Below are 17,132 nucleotides of genomic sequence, written 5' to 3'. Positions count from 1 at the left end.
TCTCGTGGTGGGCCGGATTGTCGCCGCGCGCGTCGTGACCGGCAGCGGCTATCCGCGTCTCGATGCGGCGGCGCGCGACGCGGTGCTGGCGAGCCGCTGCGCTGCGCATGTAGAGCACGGCGCGCCGTCGCCGATGCGGGCGCGCGTGCCGATCGCGTTCAATCTCGATGAAGGACCGGGCACGTCGCCGCCATCACCCGTCGTCCGCCTTCGCCTGCAAATCCTTCAACCCCTGAATCACGACCAGCAGCGCGCGCCCGTGCTCGTCCGACCCGTCCCACGCGTCGACGATCGCGTCGCGCAGCAGGTCGTTATAGCGGCGGCGCGACGGCTCCGTATCGACACCATAAAAACTGCATAGCTTAGTGAATGGCGCGCTGCGGCGCAGCCGCCGCCCGTTCGACAGTCTCAGGCGCGATACGGTCGGCTGGCTGACCCCGGAAAGTCGCGCTATTTCACTGGACGAGCGTGTATCTGCCATCAAGCGGCGCAACAGGTCTTGAACGGGAAAATCTTGGTCCGGGGCTTCCATGCGATGCATTATACCTATACAGTTACGGCTGTTGAATGGGCTTGCTGTCACCGGCGAGGCTGTATCCCGAGAAAGTTGATGACACTGAAACACCTCCCACCCACGTTCTGCTGGACCAAGATCGGTACCGAGTCCGGCGAGGAACTGCCGACCGTCGTGCTCCGCAAGGAATGGGAACGCAGGCTCGGGGGCGGGCGTTTTCTGTGGGGCATCAACCAGCCGCTCGGCAGCAGCGCGCAAGTCGCCGCGCATCGCACGGGCTCGCTGCTCGCGTTGTTTTCGCCGGTCGCATCGCGCCCGCGCGCAGGCGAGCGCAAGGACGCGCTGTTGTGGAACGCGTGGGTCGACGCGAGCGGGCAGGTGCGGCCGTTGCCGCCGCATACGTTCATCGCCAGCCGTGCGACGTTGCCGTCGGGCCGGCGTCGCGAACAGCACTACGCACTCGTGTGTGCGTCATCCACCGCGCTGACGGTCGGCACGCAGTTGCGCGTGTTTCCCGATCATCTGCGCAGCGTGAGCACCGGCAAGCCGCTCGGCGCCGCACAAGGTGCGGCCGTGGTCGATTGCGTCGGGCGCGCGAAGGAGCAGACGGGCAAGAGCTATCCGCTCGCGCTGTCGGTCGAGCTCGAAGCACCGTATTTCGTGCGGCTCGCGCAGCCGTGTGTACTGAAGGCGCGCGATCTCGCGGAAGTGAACAAGGCCACGCGTGCAGGCGATTTCGATCGCTTCGTCGAACTCGTCGCGCGCCTGCGCGGCCGGTCGCCGACCGACGCCGTGCGCGGCGTCACGCGCGATCTGTTCGACATGCCGCCGATCGAAACGGCGGCCGCGTATGTTGCGCCCACGCATGTCGCGCGCTTGCGCAACCGGCCGGCGGCCGAGCATCCGCGCGATCGCACCGGCGACCTGTTCGACCTGTCGCCGGGCGAGGCGGCTGCATTCGCGGGGCTTGCGCATCCACGCATCGGGCGCGCGTGATGAACCGCGCGACGCAGGTCGCGCAAGAATTTGTTGCAATCTCGCCGTAGCGGATCGGCGAGCGCGGAGGGACAATCGGCACGAAGCGCGCCGCGCGGCGGCCGATGCGTCGACACTCGATGGGTCGTGGTTCACGCCGCCGACATGCGCGCCACGCACACTGAGCGTCGGCGTGCTTCACACTGCAATCCTGAGGGAGGAGTGTCGATGTCGACCCACATCTGTTCGCGGGAAGCGCAGGCCGCACAGCGCTTCGTCGAAGCCACGCGCAACGTCGATCAGGCGTTTCGCGCGGTCCGCGGCGAAAGCGACGACGACGGTTCGTCGGCCGAATACGCACGCGCGATGTCGCGGCTCGATCGCGCACTCGACGAGCTGGCGCGTGCGCAGGAATTCTTCGATCGCGTCGTCGGCGCAGGCGCTACGCACGGCAACTGACCGATTCGTCGTTCCGCTTTTTCGCGCGCCTGGCGGCGCGCGTTCATCTTCTTGCCGGGTACGCATGCCCGGCATGCCGGTTCATTATCCTGTTTCGATTTTCGACGTCAGACTTTGCCGCCTTCGGCCCGATGCCCGATAGCCGCCTTGGGCGCGCATCAGCCTGCGCGCGTCATGTCCGGTGCGGAAGGTGCGGCACGGTATGCGTAGCCGCGATGCTGGAACGACGTCGCGAAGAACTGCATCTGGTAGCGGATCGCGTTCGCCCAGTAATCCCACGTATGCCCGCCGGGGCGTTCCGTGTAGTCGTGCGGCACGCCGAGCGCGAGAAGCCGTTCGTGAAGCGTGCGGTTCGAGCCGACGAACGAATCGTCGCGGCCGCAATCGATCGTCAGGTCGAGATGCGCACGCACGAACGCGCGCGCGCTTTCGACGATCACGTTGCGGTTCCAGAACGACGGATGACGGTCGGGATCGCCGAACACGTGGGCGATGCCCGGCTCGTCCGTGCAGCAGCGCGGATCGACCGCGCCGCTGATGCTGCCGACCGCGCCGAACGTGTCGGGCCGGTCGAGCGCGATGCGCAGTGCGCCGAAGCCGCCCATGCTGAGCCCGGTGATCGCGCGCGCGTGCTGCGTCGCGATCGTGCGGAAGTGCAGATCGACGTAGGACACGACTTCATCGCCGATGAAGGTTTCGTAGCGGCTGCCCGAATCGAACGGGCTGTCGATGTACCAGCTTTCGTGCCCGCCGTCAGGCATCACGAGGATCACGTGATAGCGGTCGGCGAGCGCGGCGATGCGCGTGTTCGACGTCCAGTCGGTATGGTCGCCGCCCGAGCCGTGCAGCAGATAGACGACCGGATAGCGTTCGTCGCCGCGGTTGCCGCGCGCGTAATCGTCGGGCAGCACGACCGTCGCCTTCAGCGTCTCGCTCATTGCGGCGCTCGGGATCGCGACGACCCGCGCATGAAACGCGAAGGCAGGGCTCGCGACGGCCAGCAGCAGAAGCAGCCAGAAAGTACGTGCCAGGTGCATCGATCCGTGCATGTGTCGACCCAGTCCGGCGCCGGACGCCGGGAAAACCCTGTTCCGACGACTCTAGCAACCGCGCCTTTCAACCATATTTCGGCGAATCCTACGGGTTGTCAGGCAGGCGGCTTGCATACGATGCGCTCGATGGCGGCGCGAAACGCATCGGGCCGTTCGGTCGCGATCAGGTGCCCGCAGCCTGCGATCGTCTCGAAGCCGGCGCAGCGCGCGAGTGCCCGGTCGGGCACGTGCCAGCCGGCACGCGAGCGTTCGCCGGCGATCAGCCAGACAGGGTGGCGCTCGAAGACTTGCGCGAGTGCCTGCAGGTAGCCCGGTTCGCCGGTCGTCGCGACGACCGAGCGGCCCATCGCGCGCAGCGTCGATGCCGGCTGATGCGCGAGCCAGCGGCGTGCGTCGTCGAGCTGGCCCGGCGACGGCGCGTCGATCGAGCCGCGCAGCCAGTCGAGCGGGGCGGCGCGCAGGCCGTCGAGCATCGCGTCGGCTTCGCCGGGTGTCATGCGGCCGACCGAGGCCGACCAGAACGCATCGTCGAGCGTGAAGTTGCCTTCGACGTTGACGACGTGCCGCACGCGCTCAGGGTGGGCATGCGCGAACAGCATCGCGACCGCGCCGCCGACCGAGTGGCCGACGATATCGACCGGCTGTGCGCCGAAGTGCGCGTCGACGGTTTGCCGCACATGTTCGACCTGCGCGGCGAGCGTGATCGTGTCGAACGGCGCCGCGCGATGCGCGCCGTAGCCGAGCAGGTCGGGCGCGAGATGCGGGCCGCTCCATCCGCGCACGTCGAACGTGCCGATGAAACCGTGGATGAAGATGACGGGCGTGGGCTGGGTCATTCGGCGTGGGCTGAAGGAAGCGGCGGCAATTCGAGTTCGGCGAGCAGTTCGTCGAGTTCGAGCACGTGCGTGCGGTCGTGGTCGAGCAGTTCGCGTACGAGTTCGTCGAGCGACATGCGGCGGATGCCGTCGCGCAGCCCGCAACGTGCGAGCTGCGACGGGTCCAGTGCGGCGGCGGTGGCGCATAGCGCGGCGCGGCACGCGCGGAATGCGTCGACGGCAGGCGCGAGCGGCTGCGCAAGGTAGTCGCGCTGCGCGGCGAGCGCGGTGCCGTCGATCGAGTCGATCACGGGCAGCTCGGCCGTGCGCACGGTGTCGATGCGTTCGGCGAATACCGCATCGAGGTCGCGCAAATGGCACGCATGCTCGACGAGCGAGAAGCCGGTGCCGGCCGGGCGGCGCGTGGCCAGCGCGGCCGGTACGTGCGCGGCGTAGGCGGCGAGCCTCTCGGGCATGCGCGCCAGCGCGGCGACGACATCGGTGAACGGCAGCCGATGCGGAAATGCACTGAACACCGCGCCATAGCTGAACAGCGCACCGCCGAGCCGCCCGCGCGCCTGCACGACCTCGTGGCCGCGGCTGCGCATGACTTCCGCGACCATCGCGCCGCAGAACTGGCGGGCCGTCGTGTCGGCTTCGATTTCGGGGAACGTGCGCGCGATCTCGTCCTGGATCGCGCCGATCGCAGCGACGCCGACGCGCGACAGCGCCGCGAACTCGAGATAGCGCTCGGGCTGTTCGATCAGTGCTTCGAGCTGGACGCCGAGCGCGGTCGTGCGGAAACGGTCGAAACGGGAGTGCATGACGAATGGGTGTTGTTTAGTAACGTATCAAAACGATACGTTACTAAACTGGCGCTCGTCAACCGGTTCGTCCGGGCGCGCGCGGCTTGCTCTTGCCCGCCGCTCAAGGCTTCTGCCGCGTGTCGGCTTGCGCGCTCAGCCGCGCTTTCTGCGCCTGCAGTTCGGCCGTGAATGCCGGGCTGAAATCCTCGGCCTCGAACAGCGGGCGGATTTCGATGTCGGAGTCGCCCGGCATCGGGTTCGGGCAGCGCTTCACCCATTCGACGGCTTCTTCCATCGATTTCACCTGCCACAGCCAGTAGCCGGCGATGAGTTCCTTCGTTTCGGCGAACGGACCGTCGATGACGGAGCGGTTCTTGCCGGAAAAATGGACGCGCTTGCCGCGCATGCTCGGGTGCAAGCCATCAGCCGCGAGCAGGATGCCGGCTTCCGCCAGCGCTTCGTTGAAACGGCCCATTTCGGCCATGCATTGGGTGTCCGGCATCCGGCCGGATTCGGACTCGGCGGTGGCTTTGACGATGACCATGACGCGCATTGTCGTATCTCCTGAATAATGAATCGGGGGAACCGCCGCCCGTAGCGACGGCAAAACGATCGGTTACGACAACACGACGCGCGGGAATGGCGCGAATCGACAGCACGCGCGAAGAATTTTCGGTGACGGGCGAGCCGGCGGGCGCCGCCGCGGAGCGCGCCGCCAAAACTGGTATGCTGGTCCTCACCACGTTGACGCGGAGGGTGCCATGGCTGCTAAGGAAGTCTCGAAGAAGAAGTACCTGAAAATCCTGAACAAACGCCTGCGTGCGGAACCGGCAGCGCCGGCCGGCGCGTCGTTTGTGTTTTTCCCGCTGGGCGCGAAGGCGAAGCATGCGACGGGTGTCGTGTCCGGCGACGCGCGCAGCAAGCGCGAACTGGCCGTGATGGCCGCGGTCCAGCGCAAGGCGGCCGAAGAGTTCGTCGTCGCCGGCGCCTGACCGGCACCGGCTGAGCCACCATTGGATAGCCGCCGCCGCGGCTTGCGCGACGGCGGCTTCGCGGCGTGCGATCGCACCGTCGAGCACGCGCGGGATGTCGTGCATGATCGGCCGGCCGCGCATCGGCAGGATGCGCAGCGGCCTGGAACGGCGCTGAACGCCGTCCCAGCCTGCAAGTGACTTCCGCCGGTCAGGACAGCTTGTCCGCTGCCGCCGCCGGATACCGGCCGTTGCCGCCCGTCTCGTCGCCTGCCGCCAATTCTTCCAGCGCGAGCCCCTTCGTCTCGATCCCGAGCGTCCACACGGCGATCGCCGCCGCGATGAACGACAGCGCGCCGAGCGTGAACACGCCGCCCTGGCCGAACACCGGCAGCACGACACCGACCACGTAAGGCCCGATCAGCGAGCCGATGCGCCCGATCGCCGACGCGAAGCCCGACCCCGTCGCGCGCGCGCCGGTGCCGTACAGCTCGGGCGTGTACGTGTACAGCGCGGCCCACATCCCGAACAGGAAGAACTGCATCGCGAGGCCCGTGACGATCAGCAGCGTCGTGCTGCCGCCGTACAGCGCGCTCTGGCCGTACGCATACGCCATCGCGCCGCCGCCGATCAGCGACGCGATGCAGGTCGGCTTGCGCCCCCAGCGTTCGACGAGCCACGCGGCGCACAGGAAGCCCGGCACGCCGCCGAGCGAGATCAGCACCGTGTAGAACACCGATTTCGTGACCTCGAAGCCCGCTTGCTGCAGCAGCGCGCCGAGCCACGACGTGAGGCCGTAGAAGCCGAGCAGTGCGAAGAACCACAGCAGCCAAACCATCACCGTGCGGCGGCGGTACACGCCGCTCCAGATCTCGCGCAGCGCGCCGTGGCCGCGTGCCGCGACCGGTTCCGCGAGCCGCGACGGCGGCGGCAGCGTCGTGACGCCGGCCGAGCGCATCACCTTCGCCTCGATCGTGTGCATCACCGTATCGGCTTCCGCGTGCCGGCCCGCATGTTCCAGCCAGCGCGGCGATTCGGGCACGATGCGGCGCACGACGAGCACGAACACTGCGGGAATCGCGAGCAGCGCGAATACGGTGCGCCAGCCGAACTGCGGCAGCACGAAGTAGGCGACGATGCCGGCCGTGATGAAGCCGAGCGGCCAGAAACCGTCCATCAGCGCGATCAGGCGGCCACGCTTCTCGGTCGGCACGAACTCGGACAGCAGCGTCTGCGCGACCGGGAACTCCATCCCCATCCCGATGCCGAGCAGCACGCGGTAGACGATCAGCGCGTCGACGCTCTGCGCGGTCGAGCACAGGTACGACGCGGCGCCCCACAGCACCATGCTCCACTGGAACACGGGCCGGCGGCCGAAGCGGTCGGCGAGCAGGCCGGCCACGGCCGCGCCGAGCACCATCCCGAAGAAACTCGCGCTCGCGACGAGGCCGGCGGCCGCGGTCGACAGTCCGAACTCCTTGCGGATCGAGCCGAGCACGAACGTCATCGTGCCGAGGTCGACCGAGTCGAAGAAGAACGCGATCGCGATGATGAAGAAGATGCGCTTGTGATAGCCGGAGAACGGCAGGCGTTCGAGCCGGGCAGCGGCGGAGGCGGGAGCGGTGGCGGCGGGCATGGCGTCCTCTGAAATGAAAAAGGGGCCGCGCAGCGCATGCTCCAGGGCCCCGATGCTTCACATTCAGTAGACGCGACCACAAACTGCCGCATCAGAGGAAAAACGCCGCCTGCTTGCCCAAATGCGTCATCGGCGGGCGGCGCGTGCCACGTCAGTTCTTCAGCTTGTAGCCGGTGCGGAACATCCACGCGACGATCGCGAGCAGGATCACGAGGAACAGCCCGGTTGCGGCGAGGCTGATCCACACGTGCACGTCGGCGAGCCCGTAGAACGACCAGCGGAAGCCGCTGATCAGGTAGACGATCGGGTTGAACAGCGTGATGACGCGCCACGCGGGCGGCAGCATGTCGACCGAATAGAAGCTGCCGCCGAGGAATGTGAGCGGCGTGATGATCAGGAGCGGCACGAGCTGCAGCTTCTCGAAGCTGTCGGCCCAGATGCCGATCACGAAGCCGAACAGGCTGAACGTGATCGCCGTCAACACCAGGAACAGCACCATCCAGAACGGATGCAGGATGTGCAGCGGCACGAACAGGCCGGCCGTGGCGAGGATGATCACGCCGAGCAGCATCGACTTCGACGCGGCCGCGCCGACGTAGGCGATCACGATCTCCCAGTACGACACGGGCGCGGACAGGATCTCGTAGATCGTGCCCGTGAAGCGCGGGAAGTAGATGCCGAACGACGCGTTCGAGATGCTCTGCGACAGCAGCGACAGCATCACGAGGCCCGGCACGATGAACGATCCGTAGCCGATGCCGTTCACGTCGCTGATGCGCGAGCCGATCGCGGAGCCGAACACGACGAAATACAGCGACGTCGAAATCACCGGCGCAATGATGCTCTGCATCAGCGTGCGGCGCGTGCGGGCCATTTCTGCGCGGTAGATCGCGCGGATTCCATGCCAGTTCATGGGTCAGGCTCCTTGCACGCCGTTGCGGCGGTTGTCGATCAGGCTGACGAAGATGTCTTCGAGCGAGCTCTGCGTCGTGTGCAGGTCGCGGAAGCCGATGCCGGCCGAGCCGAGCGCGTTGATCAGCTTCGCGATGCTCGCGTCGTCGCGCTGCGAGTCGTACGTGTAGACGAGCGCGGCGCCGTCGTCCGCGCGTTCGAGCCCGAACGGCACGAGCGCGGGCGGCACGTCCGCGAGCGGGTGCTCGAGCTGCACGGTCAGCTGCTTCTTGCCGAGCTTGCGCATCAGCTCGCGCTTCTCCTCGACGAGCACGAGCTCGCCGCCGAGGATGATGCCGATCCGGTCGGCCATCTCCTCGGCTTCCTCGATGTAGTGCGTGGTCAGCAGGATCGTCACGCCGCTTTCGCGCAGCGAATCGACGAGCTTCCACATGTCGCGGCGCAACTCGACGTCGACGCCGGCCGTCGGCTCGTCGAGGAACAGGATGCGCGGCTCGTGCGACAGCGCCTTCGCGATCATCACGCGGCGCTTCATGCCGCCCGACAGCGTCATCAGCTTGTTGTCGCGCTTGTCCCACAGCGACAGCGCCTTCAGCGTCTTCTCGATGTACGCGGGATCGGGCGCCTTGCCGAACAGCCCGCGGCTGAACGACACGGTCGCCCAGACGGTCTCGAACGCGTCGGTGGTCAGCTCCTGCGGCACGAGGCCGATCATTTCGCGGGCCGCGCGGTATTGATCGCGGATGTCGTGGCCGCCGACCGTCACGCGGCCTTCGGTCGGCGTGACGATGCCGCAGATCGAGCCGATCAGCGTGGTCTTGCCGGCGCCGTTCGGCCCGAGCAGCGCGAAGATCTCGCCGGGGCGGATGTCGAGGGTCACGTGCTTCAGCGCCTGGAAGCCGGACGCGTAAGTCTTGGAGAGATCGGAGACGGAAAGGATCGGTTGCATGCTCACGGATGGCACGGCCGGCCGGCGCGACGCGGTGCGCTGCGCGTGCCCGGTGCCGCCGCCGCTGGGAAGCGGCCGGGACCGGGGACGGCATGGCGAACGGGCGTCGTATCGAACGGCGTGGTGGTGCGGGATCGCGGGACCGCCATATTAGCAATCGGCAGATCGAAATGCATTCTGATGGAAAAGCCGGATGTTGCCGGTGCCGGATTTGCGTGAGTCAAGCGCAAATTTGGCAATAAAAGATGATTTTATTTGAATCAAACGAACAATTCGGGGTATTTCCCGCGAATCGGGCCGTGACAGCGTTTCCGCGCGTGCGGCGTGCCGACTGTGCTGCCCGAACGCCGTTGCGCCGTACCGGGACGGCGCGCATCGCGCTCGCGATAATGCGTTCCTTTCATCGTTCACGGAGCGGGGCGCATGTCTTTGATCGATTTCAAGTCCGTGGCGGACGCGCAGGCCGCCGCCTGGAAATCCACGATCGTCGGCGAGGTCGGGCCGGCCCGGATCAAGGTGCTGCGCATGGATGCGCAGCCGTACGAAGCGGAAGTGCACGACTACAACGAGGGGCTGCTGGTGCTCGACGGCGTGCTGATGCTCGAAGTCGAAGCGGAAACGGTCGTGGTCGGCGCCGGGCAGATGTATCTCGCGCATGCCGGCACGCGCCACGCGGTGCTGCCCGGCAGCCACGGCACGCTCGCGATCATCGACGTTTGAGGTTGCGCCGCAACATGCGCGCGGGCCGCTGAAGGCCGGCAGGCCTGACTCGGCGCGGATTGGCCTGCGCTGTTCAAACGCGTGTTCCACGGGTCCGGTATTTGTCTGAGCAAATAAAATGAAGGCTGTTTGAAAATCTGTTAAATACCGTACAAACGCTAGGATCGCGCGGTTTCATTCGTTTGGAACTCTGCATCCATTTACTTGTTTGAATGGTCCGATCATAGTCTCGACAAACGACGCATCACGATAACGAATCAAGCGTACGGATGGAGACCACACCATGAGACGCGTATCCGCGGGGCCAGCCGGACTGCCGTTTCCCGATTTTTCGCTGAATGCAGGCGCGACGCAGGTCGCATGCCTGCCTCGTCACTTCGCCGTGTAGCGGCGAACCACTTTCCGTTTCGATCGTTCCGACGGCGCCGTGCCGCATGACGGCGCTGCGGGAGCACGCTTGCCTGCCGCAGCGGCATGTGCCGCATCTGCCTGACCGGCATCGCGGCCGTCTTGCGTGCACCGTCATGCGCTGCGCATTCGTGCGGCGGCGCGATACCAACCGGCGGGCCATGCAGCCCGGCCGGACGAGACTTTGTCGTACCTGAAAAGGAGGGGTTGATGATTTGCATTCCTGAATGGCGGAAAGCGATCCTGTCGTGCGCGGTACTGGCGCTGCCGTTCGTCGCCGGTTGCGGCGGCGGGGATGATCCGGGGCCGATCAATGTGCCGCAGTGCTCGGGCAGCGCATGCGGGCCGAGCGGCGCCGAAACGACGCCGCCCGTCGTGACGAAGCTGTGTCCTGACGTGCTCGATTACACGACGACGTATACGGGCGGCGCCGGCAGCGGCGAGTACGTGAAGGTGAAATTCGACACGACGAAGCTCACCTATCAGATGCAGTTCCTCGAATCGTCGGTGCCGACGTCGGCGGGGCAAGTCAACAATACCCGCGCGGGCCTGACGATCAGCGGCGCATTCCATCATCCGACCACGCTCCCGACCGCCGAGCAGAACCGCTGCGCGTTCGTGCTCGACAGCGGCGCAACGAGCGATGGTACGTATGCGGTGACGATCAATCGTGCGGATCCGCCGATGCTGTTCGTCGGCAATGGCGTGGTGGGCGGCGGGATTCCTGGGGCGACGATCGCGTTCGCCGGGATCGAACCGTTCCCGGGCTTCGTGCTTGGCGTCGTGCCGTCGCGCACATTCGATTTCTACCCGTTCATCGGCTTCACGCAAACGGAAACCGATTTCACGCAGGTCGCGGGCAACTACAACGAAGTGGGGATTCACCTGTCGCCTGTCGGCGGCAGCGCCCAGAGCAGTGCCGGGGCGGCGGGCTGGGAGCCCGACGTCGTCAACTGGAACCAGACCTTCAATGCGGACGGTTCGTGCACGATCACGCCGAATAGCGATTACTCGTGCCAGACTACCGGATCGCCGTGGACATTGCGCAAGAACGCGGACGGTTCGGCCGACAACGTGTTCGTGAGCAACGCGGTGCCGAACCAGTTCGGTACGGTCGTGTATCCGGTGGCCGGGCAGGCGCCGGGCATCGTGATCGCGACGCCGAGCCAGGCGAAGGGGATCATGATCGTCGGCAAGCTGAACGGTGTGCGGGTGCCGATCGTGATTCGGGTCGGTTACACGCATGTCGATTCGAGCAATGCGCTCGCATCGGTCGCCGATGCCGAAGTCGGGATCTCGATGCTCTCGTCGACGACCGCCATCGCGGCCAACTCGTTGAAGGGCGGCTTCATCGGCGCAACGAGCGCATCCGCCTGCGGTATCGTGGCGCCCAGCACCGCGACTTTCGCGATCGCCAACTCGGGCCCGAGCTTCAACAACAACGTGCCGCACCCGGATCTGCCCGGTAGCTTCAACGGCACGTTCTTCCTGGCGCAGGCGGGTAGTTGCAACGACGGCACCGCGGTATCGACGATGTCCGCGAACTACACGTCCACGCTGTTCCAGGGCAGCACCGCGGCCTTCATCGATCCGCAGACGTCGTCGGTGACCTCGCAGTTCGGGCTCGACTACACCCAGGCGACGCCCGGCAAGATCAAGGTCACGGCCACGCAGGACTTCAACGCGAAGGGCTCGAACGGCAATGTGGCGATCTTCAAGAAGGGCGATACGGGCTGGGTCGTGACGGCCGGCAATGTCTACGCGATGGTCGTCAACAACAGCCAGGTCAACCCGTTCTTCACGGTCGGCGCGTTCGTCCAGTAACCCTGCATTGAACACGTAACACCGGCGGCGCATGCGTCGCTGCCGGCGAATCGAATTTCAAGAGGATTCCTATGAATTTGAAGAAATGGATGGTCGCGGCGTCGCTCGCGCCCTTGCTGGCAGCATGCGGCGGAGATGGCGACCCGCCGCCCGCGCCGGTGGTCCGGCTGTGCCCGCAGACGATCGACTACAACACGGTGTTCGTCGGCGGGTCGGGGTCGGGCGAGCTCGTGAAGGTGCAGCTCGACACGACGAAGATGACGTACCGGATGACCTACCTCGCTTCGCCGGTACCGACCACCACGGGCACCGTGCAGCCGACGCGCGATACGGCGCCCGCGAATGTGGTCGACGGCACGCTGGCCGACGAAACGGGGCTGCCGACGGTCAAGCTGAACCAGTGCACGTTCCGGATGCAGAACGCGAGTCTCGACCCGACCCGGCCCGCGCGGCTGTTTCTCGGCGAAGGCGTGCTGGGCGGCGCGATTCCGGGCGCGACGATCCAGTTCAACGGTGTGATCGGCGTCGGCAAGATTCCGCAGACGACGTTCCCGTACTACCCGTTCATCAGCTTCTCGTCGCTCGAAACCGACCTGACGAAGATCGCCGGCACGTACAACCAGCTCGGCTATCACCAGGTGCCGTCGCAGAGCTTCCAGCCGGTGGCGCTCGACCAGCAGGTAACGATCAACGCGGACGGCAGCTATGTCGAGACCGACAACTTCGGCAAGAAGAACGGCGGGCAGCCGCTTGCATCGAGCGCGACCGTGAACCAGCCGTTCACGCTGCGTCCCGACGCGCCGGCATTCCAGTCGCTCAACTACCAGCCGCAGATTCCGCCGACGCTCGCGGCGCTCGATCCGGCGAAGGCCGGCAAGGGGATCCTGATCGTCGGCAAGCTGCGCAACCAGCTCGTGCCGATCTTCATCCGCACCGGCGCTGCGAACGCGGACCTCACGCAAGGCCCGCCGAGCGCGGACGACGAATCGGGCATCTCGTTCCTGAGCCCGCAGACGGCGATCACGCAAGGCTCGCAGGACGGCGAGTACACGGGCGTCGACAGCGCGTTCAACTACCGCGCGACCGCGCTCGTCGGCGCACAGGCCACGCTGCTCGATCCATTCAACGCGTCGCAGGCCGCGCTCACGCGCGCGCTGAACCTCGACTACACGCAGAAGGTGCCGGGCATCGTGACGACCGTGCATGCGGATGCGGCGTCGGGGCCGGCAACCGGCAAGTTCGCGTTCACCGGCGGCGTATTCGGGTTCCTCGACATGAACGATACGAGCAACCCGTACTTCACGGTCGGCGCATTCGTGCAGTGACGCACGCCTGGATGGAGACACGGCGGCGCCGCGCGCAGATGCACGGCGCCCCGACAGAATGAGGGGAGACTTCATGAAGAAGCTGATTGTCGCGGGTATCGTCACAGGCGTGTCGACGCTCGCATCGGCCCAGCAGGCGGGCGACAACGTCGCGACGCTGGGCTGGCTGCACATCATGCCGCAGGATTCGACCAACGGGCTGACGACGAATCTCGCGGGCATGCCGATCAACGGGCCGCTGCGCCTGCCCGGTTCGTTCACGTCGCCGGGCACGAGCCTGACGGTCAACAACGCCGACACGGTCGGCCTCACGCTCACGCACTTCTTCACCGACCACATCGCGGTGACGTCGGTGCTCGGCGTGCCGCCCGAATTCACGCTGACCGGCCATGGCGTGATCAAGCCGCCTGGCCCGGCCGGCTCCCTGGGCAACGTCGACATGGACAAGTCGGCGAACCAGCCGGCCGTGAAGAACGCGCGGCAGTGGAGCCCGACGATCATCCTGCAGTACTACTTCAATGCCCCGACGGCGAAGTTCCGCCCGTTCGTCGGGATCGGCGTGGCCTACAGCTGGTTCAGCAACATCGAACTGAACGGCAACTTCGCGAAGGACATCAACGAGAACCTCGGCAGCGTGCTCGCGGCCGGCGCCGGCAAGCCGGGCGCGACGTCGGTGGAAGGCAAGGCGTCGTCGTCGTTCACGCCGGTCTACAACGTCGGTGCGAGTTACGCGATCGACAAGCACTGGGGGCTGACGGCGACGCTGACGTACATGCCGCTGAAGACCTACTCGTCGCTCGTGATCAAGGCGGCCGACGGCTCAACGCTCGCGACCACGCGCACGAAGCTGAAGGCCGACCCGCTGATCACGTTCGTCGGGATTTCCTACAAGTTCTGAGCCGACCGGCGCGCATGACGCGTGCCGGCGGCTTCCTGCGACCGGTTGGCCGGATCGTTCCGACCGGACGGTCGCGTTCCTGGCGGCGTGCCGCCATTTGTGAAGAGAGGGGGCAGTTCAAATGAGCATTCGCAAAATCGTATCGCTTGTTGCTGCAGTGGCTTTCACCGCGGTTTCGGCCGCGCCTGCTTTCGCTGTCACCGTTTCACGTGCCGACGGCCAGCCGATGAACCCGAACGGCGAGCCGTTCTCCGTATCGGGGCTGACCAACCTCAGCAAGGGAGCGATCAGTGCAACCTGTAACGCGACGTTCAACGGCACGATCACGTCGACCGGCATCGTCAACATCACCTCGACGCAGTTTGCCGGCGGTACCACGTGCGGTCTGATCAGCGGCACGGCAAGCAGCACGTCGCCGTGGACGGGCCAGGCCGACAGCACGACGCAGTTGTCGATCAACAACGTGCAGGTGAACGTCACGCTGCTCGGCGCATGCGGCCCGAGCAAGGTGGTGACGGCATGGAACGATGCGAACTCGTCGCTGACGTTCAATAACTCGGTCCTGACGCCTAACTGCACGGTGTCAGGCACGGTCACGACGTCGCCGAAGTTCCACGTGCAGTAAGCATCGTGGATCGAAGCGGGTGCCCGTCGCGCGCGAGGGCAGTGTGGTATGCGCGGCGGGCATTCGCGGTTTCGATGGGTTCGTGCCGTCGCGTGTATCGGCGCGGCGGCCGGATTCATTCCGCGGAGCGGTCGCGTTTCTCGGGTAAGGCCGCCAACTATCAAGAGAGAGGGCCGTACAGATGAAAATTCGTCGAATTGCATCGCTTGCTGCCGCAGTGGCATTTACCGCGGTTTCGGCTGCGCCGGCATTTGCGGTAACCGTTTCGCGCGTGGACGGCCAGCCGATGAATCCGAACGGTGAGCCGTTTTCGGCGACGGGGCTGACAGCGCTTACCATCAAGCAGATCATCGCGAACTGTACCGCGACGTTCAATGGAACGATTACGCCGGCGGGTATCGTCAATATCGCGTCGGTGCAGTTCAGCGGGGGCAGCGTGTGTCAGCTGGTCAGCGGCAGCGCCAGCGGCTCTTCGCCGTGGACAGGGCAGGTGGACAGCGCGACACAGCTTTCGGTCAACAACGCTCAGGTGGACTTCAAGGTGCTTGGAGCGTGCGGGCCGAGCAAGATCGTGGCGAAATGGAACGATTCGAATTCCTCAATGACTTTCAGCAGCGCTGAACTGACACCGGATTGCAAGTTTTCCGGCACGCTCATGGCGACGCCGAAGCTCCACGTGCAGTAAGAGCCTCGCGAATCGAAACAGGTGCCCGTTGCGCACGAGGGCCGTGCGATATGCATGGCGGACTCTTCATTTTTAGTTGCATTCGTGTCGTCGCGCGTATCGGCGCGACGGCCGGCTGGCCGCCCGCGTCGCGATCCGATCCGGGTGGACATGCAGGGATGGCGCGGCGTGCCGCGCCATTCGATTCGATTGATACAAAACTATTCCAATTGGCCAGAACTATCCCGGAAGACCCATGCTTACCGATCCAGCAAAGTATGGAGATGCCCGCGGCGCGACGCCTGACCGGCTGCGCACGGCCGCGTGGCTGCAGTACCTGATCGAACGACTCGACGCCGCCGCTTGCGCGGCGCAGGCGGGTGACGCCGGCGGCACGACCGTCATCGCGTCGCACGCGATACGCATGCGGGCCGGCGCGACCCTGTCCCGGGAAGCGACAGCGATGCTTTCACGGCTCGCGCCGTGGATCGCATCGGACGGCGGCATCTGCGCATGCGACCTGAGCAACCCGCTCGGTGCGTGCTCGCATGCGCCTTCGATGCAGCAACTCGCCGAAGCCGAACGCAGCTGTCCCGGTTCGCGTGCCGTGTTCGACACCGCGTACGGCGTGATCGATGCATGCGCATTCGACGACCCCGATGTCGGCTGGGCCGCGCTCGAGAGGATTGCCGGCGGCATCAAATGCAACGGGGGCGATGACGGCGAAGGTACCGAACATGAAACGGGCGCGCAGGGCGAGGCGCCGCCTACGAAGAACCCGGGAGACAGGCTGGCCGTCGTCGCGGCGGCGAGTGGAGAAACGTCGGGCATGCCGGGTGCCGTCATCGACGCGCTCGTGCTGCGCGTGTGCGGGCCGCGCGACGATGCATCGCGCATCGACGAGATGGCGGCGCTCGCGACGTTCTCGGCCGTGCTCGCCGCCGGCGACGGGACCTCTGTTGCCGCGTATGGCGATCAGCACAACCTCGTTGCGCGGGCGATTCGCACGAATCGTGCCGATCTCTCGACGGTGGACGGGCTGCTCGCGGCGTTGTCCGTGTGCCGGCTCGATCAGCTCGTCGGCGCGGGCAGCTTCTGGGCCTACTACCTGCTTGCGGGCATCGTGATCGCGGCACCCGACGCCGTGCGGGAAGTCGGTCGCCGCTTTCATGGCGACGAGTGGCAGGGCTGGCTCGATCACGTGCTCGCGTGGCCGGCGGTCAGCCGCTTCGGGCAGCGGGAGGACGTCGCGTTCGAACGGCTGCGCGGCGCAATGAGCCTGACGTCGCGATGGAATCCGATCGTTCGCGGGAAGCGGACGCGAAAGCGGGGTGTGGCAACGCCCTGATTCGGGGAACACGTGGGGCACGGCCGGCTGGTGCGTCGCCCTGGCCGCGCAGCACGCCGTCCACGCCATCTATCCTTCCTGATCGCCTGATCGCCTGATCGCCTGATCGCCTGATCGACGACCGATCCGGGCACCGCCGACCGAACGCAGTATGATTCCGCAGACGATGCCGGCGGTCGCGTCGATATAGCCGCCCGCCCGCACCGTCGAAGATCTGCCAAGCTTGTTGTA

At 66.2% G+C, this 17,132-nt stretch carries 18 protein-coding genes and 1 pseudogene; 11 read left to right on the top strand and 8 right to left on the bottom strand.

Translation table 11 applies throughout. From position 1 onward, the window contains the following. Window positions 1-4: 4 nt before the first annotated feature. A pseudogene (locus U5798_RS37170) lies at window positions 5-106 on the top strand (energy transducer TonB); the annotation flags it as partial. Window positions 107-193: 87 nt separating this feature from the next. On the opposite strand, the gene U5798_RS34590 reads toward U5798_RS37170, so the two are convergent. Continuing rightward, on the bottom strand, window positions 194-532 hold the full coding sequence (locus U5798_RS34590) for a helix-turn-helix domain-containing protein (protein WP_059239146.1): 339 nt from the start codon (window positions 530-532) through the stop codon (window positions 194-196). A gap of 78 nt (window positions 533-610) precedes the next feature. On the opposite strand from U5798_RS34590, the gene U5798_RS34585 reads away from it, so the two are divergent. Together U5798_RS34585 and U5798_RS34580 are read left to right on the top strand one after the other, a co-directional pair. Continuing rightward, window positions 611-1,510, top strand: a complete 900-nt coding sequence (locus U5798_RS34585) for a hypothetical protein (RefSeq protein WP_124455278.1) — start codon at window positions 611-613, stop codon at window positions 1,508-1,510. A gap of 207 nt (window positions 1,511-1,717) precedes the next feature. Beyond that, complete coding sequence (locus tag U5798_RS34580) at window positions 1,718-1,948, top strand: hypothetical protein (RefSeq protein WP_124455277.1); 231 nt, start codon at window positions 1,718-1,720, stop codon at window positions 1,946-1,948. 158 nt (window positions 1,949-2,106) lie between these two features. On the opposite strand, the gene U5798_RS34575 is transcribed toward U5798_RS34580, so the two are convergent. The 4 genes from U5798_RS34575 to U5798_RS34560 form a co-directional block, all read right to left on the bottom strand. Then, window positions 2,107-2,985: an alpha/beta hydrolase family protein gene (locus tag U5798_RS34575; protein ID WP_322084656.1), complete on the bottom strand. Its 879-nt coding sequence runs from the start codon at window positions 2,983-2,985 to the stop codon at window positions 2,107-2,109. Window positions 2,986-3,095: 110 nt separating this feature from the next. Continuing rightward, window positions 3,096-3,836, bottom strand: a complete 741-nt coding sequence (locus tag U5798_RS34570; RefSeq protein ID WP_322084655.1) for an alpha/beta hydrolase — start codon at window positions 3,834-3,836, stop codon at window positions 3,096-3,098. After that, window positions 3,833-4,639: a DinB family protein gene (locus tag U5798_RS34565; RefSeq protein ID WP_322084654.1), complete on the bottom strand. Its 807-nt coding sequence runs from the start codon at window positions 4,637-4,639 to the stop codon at window positions 3,833-3,835. The genes U5798_RS34570 and U5798_RS34565 overlap by 4 nt, the downstream gene beginning before the upstream one ends. A 103-nt stretch (window positions 4,640-4,742) precedes the next feature. Beyond that, a complete protein-coding gene (locus tag U5798_RS34560; protein WP_322084662.1) occupies window positions 4,743-5,174 on the bottom strand; it encodes a YciI family protein in 432 nt (143 codons plus the stop codon). 208 nt (window positions 5,175-5,382) lie between these two features. Between U5798_RS34560 and U5798_RS34555 the strand changes: the two genes are divergently transcribed. Next, complete coding sequence (locus U5798_RS34555) at window positions 5,383-5,613, top strand: hypothetical protein (protein WP_012339508.1); 231 nt, start codon at window positions 5,383-5,385, stop codon at window positions 5,611-5,613. Between the two features lie 190 nt (window positions 5,614-5,803). Here U5798_RS34555 and U5798_RS34550 read toward each other — a convergent pair whose 3' ends face one another. From U5798_RS34550 to U5798_RS34540, 3 genes are all read right to left on the bottom strand, one after another. After that, window positions 5,804-7,228, bottom strand: a complete 1,425-nt coding sequence (locus U5798_RS34550) for an MFS transporter (protein WP_322084653.1) — start codon at window positions 7,226-7,228, stop codon at window positions 5,804-5,806. A gap of 151 nt (window positions 7,229-7,379) precedes the next feature. After that, window positions 7,380-8,141, bottom strand: a complete 762-nt coding sequence (locus U5798_RS34545) for an ABC transporter permease (RefSeq protein ID WP_059239178.1) — start codon at window positions 8,139-8,141, stop codon at window positions 7,380-7,382. Window positions 8,142-8,144: 3 nt separating this feature from the next. Beyond that, complete coding sequence (locus U5798_RS34540) at window positions 8,145-9,089, bottom strand: ABC transporter ATP-binding protein (RefSeq protein WP_124455271.1); 945 nt, start codon at window positions 9,087-9,089, stop codon at window positions 8,145-8,147. A gap of 423 nt (window positions 9,090-9,512) precedes the next feature. On the opposite strand from U5798_RS34540, the gene U5798_RS34535 reads away from it, so the two are divergent. The 7 genes from U5798_RS34535 (at window position 9,513) to U5798_RS34505 (ending at window position 16,901) form a co-directional block, all read left to right on the top strand. Beyond that, a complete protein-coding gene (locus tag U5798_RS34535; protein WP_322084652.1) occupies window positions 9,513-9,809 on the top strand; it encodes a cupin domain-containing protein in 297 nt (98 codons plus the stop codon). 618 nt (window positions 9,810-10,427) lie between these two features. After that, window positions 10,428-12,041 carry a DUF2957 domain-containing protein gene (locus U5798_RS34530; RefSeq protein WP_322084651.1) on the top strand — a complete coding sequence of 538 codons (1,614 nt, stop codon included), beginning with the start codon at window positions 10,428-10,430 and terminating at the stop codon, window positions 12,039-12,041. A 71-nt stretch (window positions 12,042-12,112) separates the two neighbouring features. Further along, the gene (locus tag U5798_RS34525; RefSeq protein ID WP_322084650.1) at window positions 12,113-13,366 is read left to right on the top strand and encodes a DUF2957 domain-containing protein; all 1,254 of its coding nucleotides are present in this window, start codon (window positions 12,113-12,115) and stop codon (window positions 13,364-13,366) included. 73 nt (window positions 13,367-13,439) lie between these two features. Beyond that, window positions 13,440-14,264 carry an OmpW/AlkL family protein gene (locus tag U5798_RS34520; protein WP_124455267.1) on the top strand — a complete coding sequence of 275 codons (825 nt, stop codon included), beginning with the start codon at window positions 13,440-13,442 and terminating at the stop codon, window positions 14,262-14,264. 121 nt (window positions 14,265-14,385) lie between these two features. After that, the gene (locus U5798_RS34515) at window positions 14,386-14,889 is read left to right on the top strand and encodes an activator protein (RefSeq protein ID WP_124455266.1); all 504 of its coding nucleotides are present in this window, start codon (window positions 14,386-14,388) and stop codon (window positions 14,887-14,889) included. 181 nt (window positions 14,890-15,070) lie between these two features. Then, window positions 15,071-15,574: an activator protein gene (locus U5798_RS34510; RefSeq protein WP_124455265.1), complete on the top strand. Its 504-nt coding sequence runs from the start codon at window positions 15,071-15,073 to the stop codon at window positions 15,572-15,574. 235 nt (window positions 15,575-15,809) lie between these two features. After that, window positions 15,810-16,901, top strand: a complete 1,092-nt coding sequence (locus U5798_RS34505; RefSeq protein ID WP_124455264.1) for a hypothetical protein — start codon at window positions 15,810-15,812, stop codon at window positions 16,899-16,901. Window positions 16,902-17,132: the final 231 nt, after the last annotated feature.

The sequence above is a fragment of the Burkholderia sp. BCC1972 genome (genome assembly GCF_905339605.1).
Lineage (GTDB): Bacteria > Pseudomonadota > Gammaproteobacteria > Burkholderiales > Burkholderiaceae > Burkholderia.
Note: the sequence above shows the minus strand (reverse complement) of the source record. Positions and strands in the feature narration are given on the sequence as shown.

Excerpts from the sequence above, each read along its gene's own strand:
- U5798_RS34560 (WP_322084662.1), bottom strand. The coding sequence starts at position 5,174 with ATGCGCGTCATGGTCATCGTCAAAGCCACCGCCGAGTCCGAATCCGGC.
- U5798_RS34580 (WP_124455277.1), top strand. The coding sequence starts at position 1,718 with ATGTCGACCCACATCTGTTCGCGGGAAGCGCAGGCCGCACAGCGCTTC.
- U5798_RS34590 (WP_059239146.1), bottom strand. The coding sequence starts at position 532 with ATGGAAGCCCCGGACCAAGATTTTCCCGTTCAAGACCTGTTGCGCCGC.
- U5798_RS34585 (WP_124455278.1), top strand. The coding sequence starts at position 611 with ATGACACTGAAACACCTCCCACCCACGTTCTGCTGGACCAAGATCGGT.
- U5798_RS34570 (WP_322084655.1), bottom strand. The coding sequence starts at position 3,836 with ATGACCCAGCCCACGCCCGTCATCTTCATCCACGGTTTCATCGGCACG.
- U5798_RS34565 (WP_322084654.1), bottom strand. The coding sequence starts at position 4,639 with ATGCACTCCCGTTTCGACCGTTTCCGCACGACCGCGCTCGGCGTCCAG.
- U5798_RS34575 (WP_322084656.1), bottom strand. The coding sequence starts at position 2,985 with ATGCACCTGGCACGTACTTTCTGGCTGCTTCTGCTGCTGGCCGTCGCG.
- U5798_RS34540 (WP_124455271.1), bottom strand. The coding sequence starts at position 9,089 with ATGCAACCGATCCTTTCCGTCTCCGATCTCTCCAAGACTTACGCGTCC.
- U5798_RS34515 (WP_124455266.1), top strand. The coding sequence starts at position 14,386 with ATGAGCATTCGCAAAATCGTATCGCTTGTTGCTGCAGTGGCTTTCACC.
- U5798_RS34555 (WP_012339508.1), top strand. The coding sequence starts at position 5,383 with ATGGCTGCTAAGGAAGTCTCGAAGAAGAAGTACCTGAAAATCCTGAAC.
- U5798_RS34520 (WP_124455267.1), top strand. The coding sequence starts at position 13,440 with ATGAAGAAGCTGATTGTCGCGGGTATCGTCACAGGCGTGTCGACGCTC.
- U5798_RS34535 (WP_322084652.1), top strand. The coding sequence starts at position 9,513 with ATGTCTTTGATCGATTTCAAGTCCGTGGCGGACGCGCAGGCCGCCGCC.
- U5798_RS34505 (WP_124455264.1), top strand. The coding sequence starts at position 15,810 with ATGCTTACCGATCCAGCAAAGTATGGAGATGCCCGCGGCGCGACGCCT.
- U5798_RS34545 (WP_059239178.1), bottom strand. The coding sequence starts at position 8,141 with ATGAACTGGCATGGAATCCGCGCGATCTACCGCGCAGAAATGGCCCGC.
- U5798_RS34525 (WP_322084650.1), top strand. The coding sequence starts at position 12,113 with ATGAATTTGAAGAAATGGATGGTCGCGGCGTCGCTCGCGCCCTTGCTG.
- U5798_RS34550 (WP_322084653.1), bottom strand. The coding sequence starts at position 7,228 with ATGCCCGCCGCCACCGCTCCCGCCTCCGCCGCTGCCCGGCTCGAACGC.
- U5798_RS34510 (WP_124455265.1), top strand. The coding sequence starts at position 15,071 with ATGAAAATTCGTCGAATTGCATCGCTTGCTGCCGCAGTGGCATTTACC.
- U5798_RS34530 (WP_322084651.1), top strand. The coding sequence starts at position 10,428 with ATGATTTGCATTCCTGAATGGCGGAAAGCGATCCTGTCGTGCGCGGTA.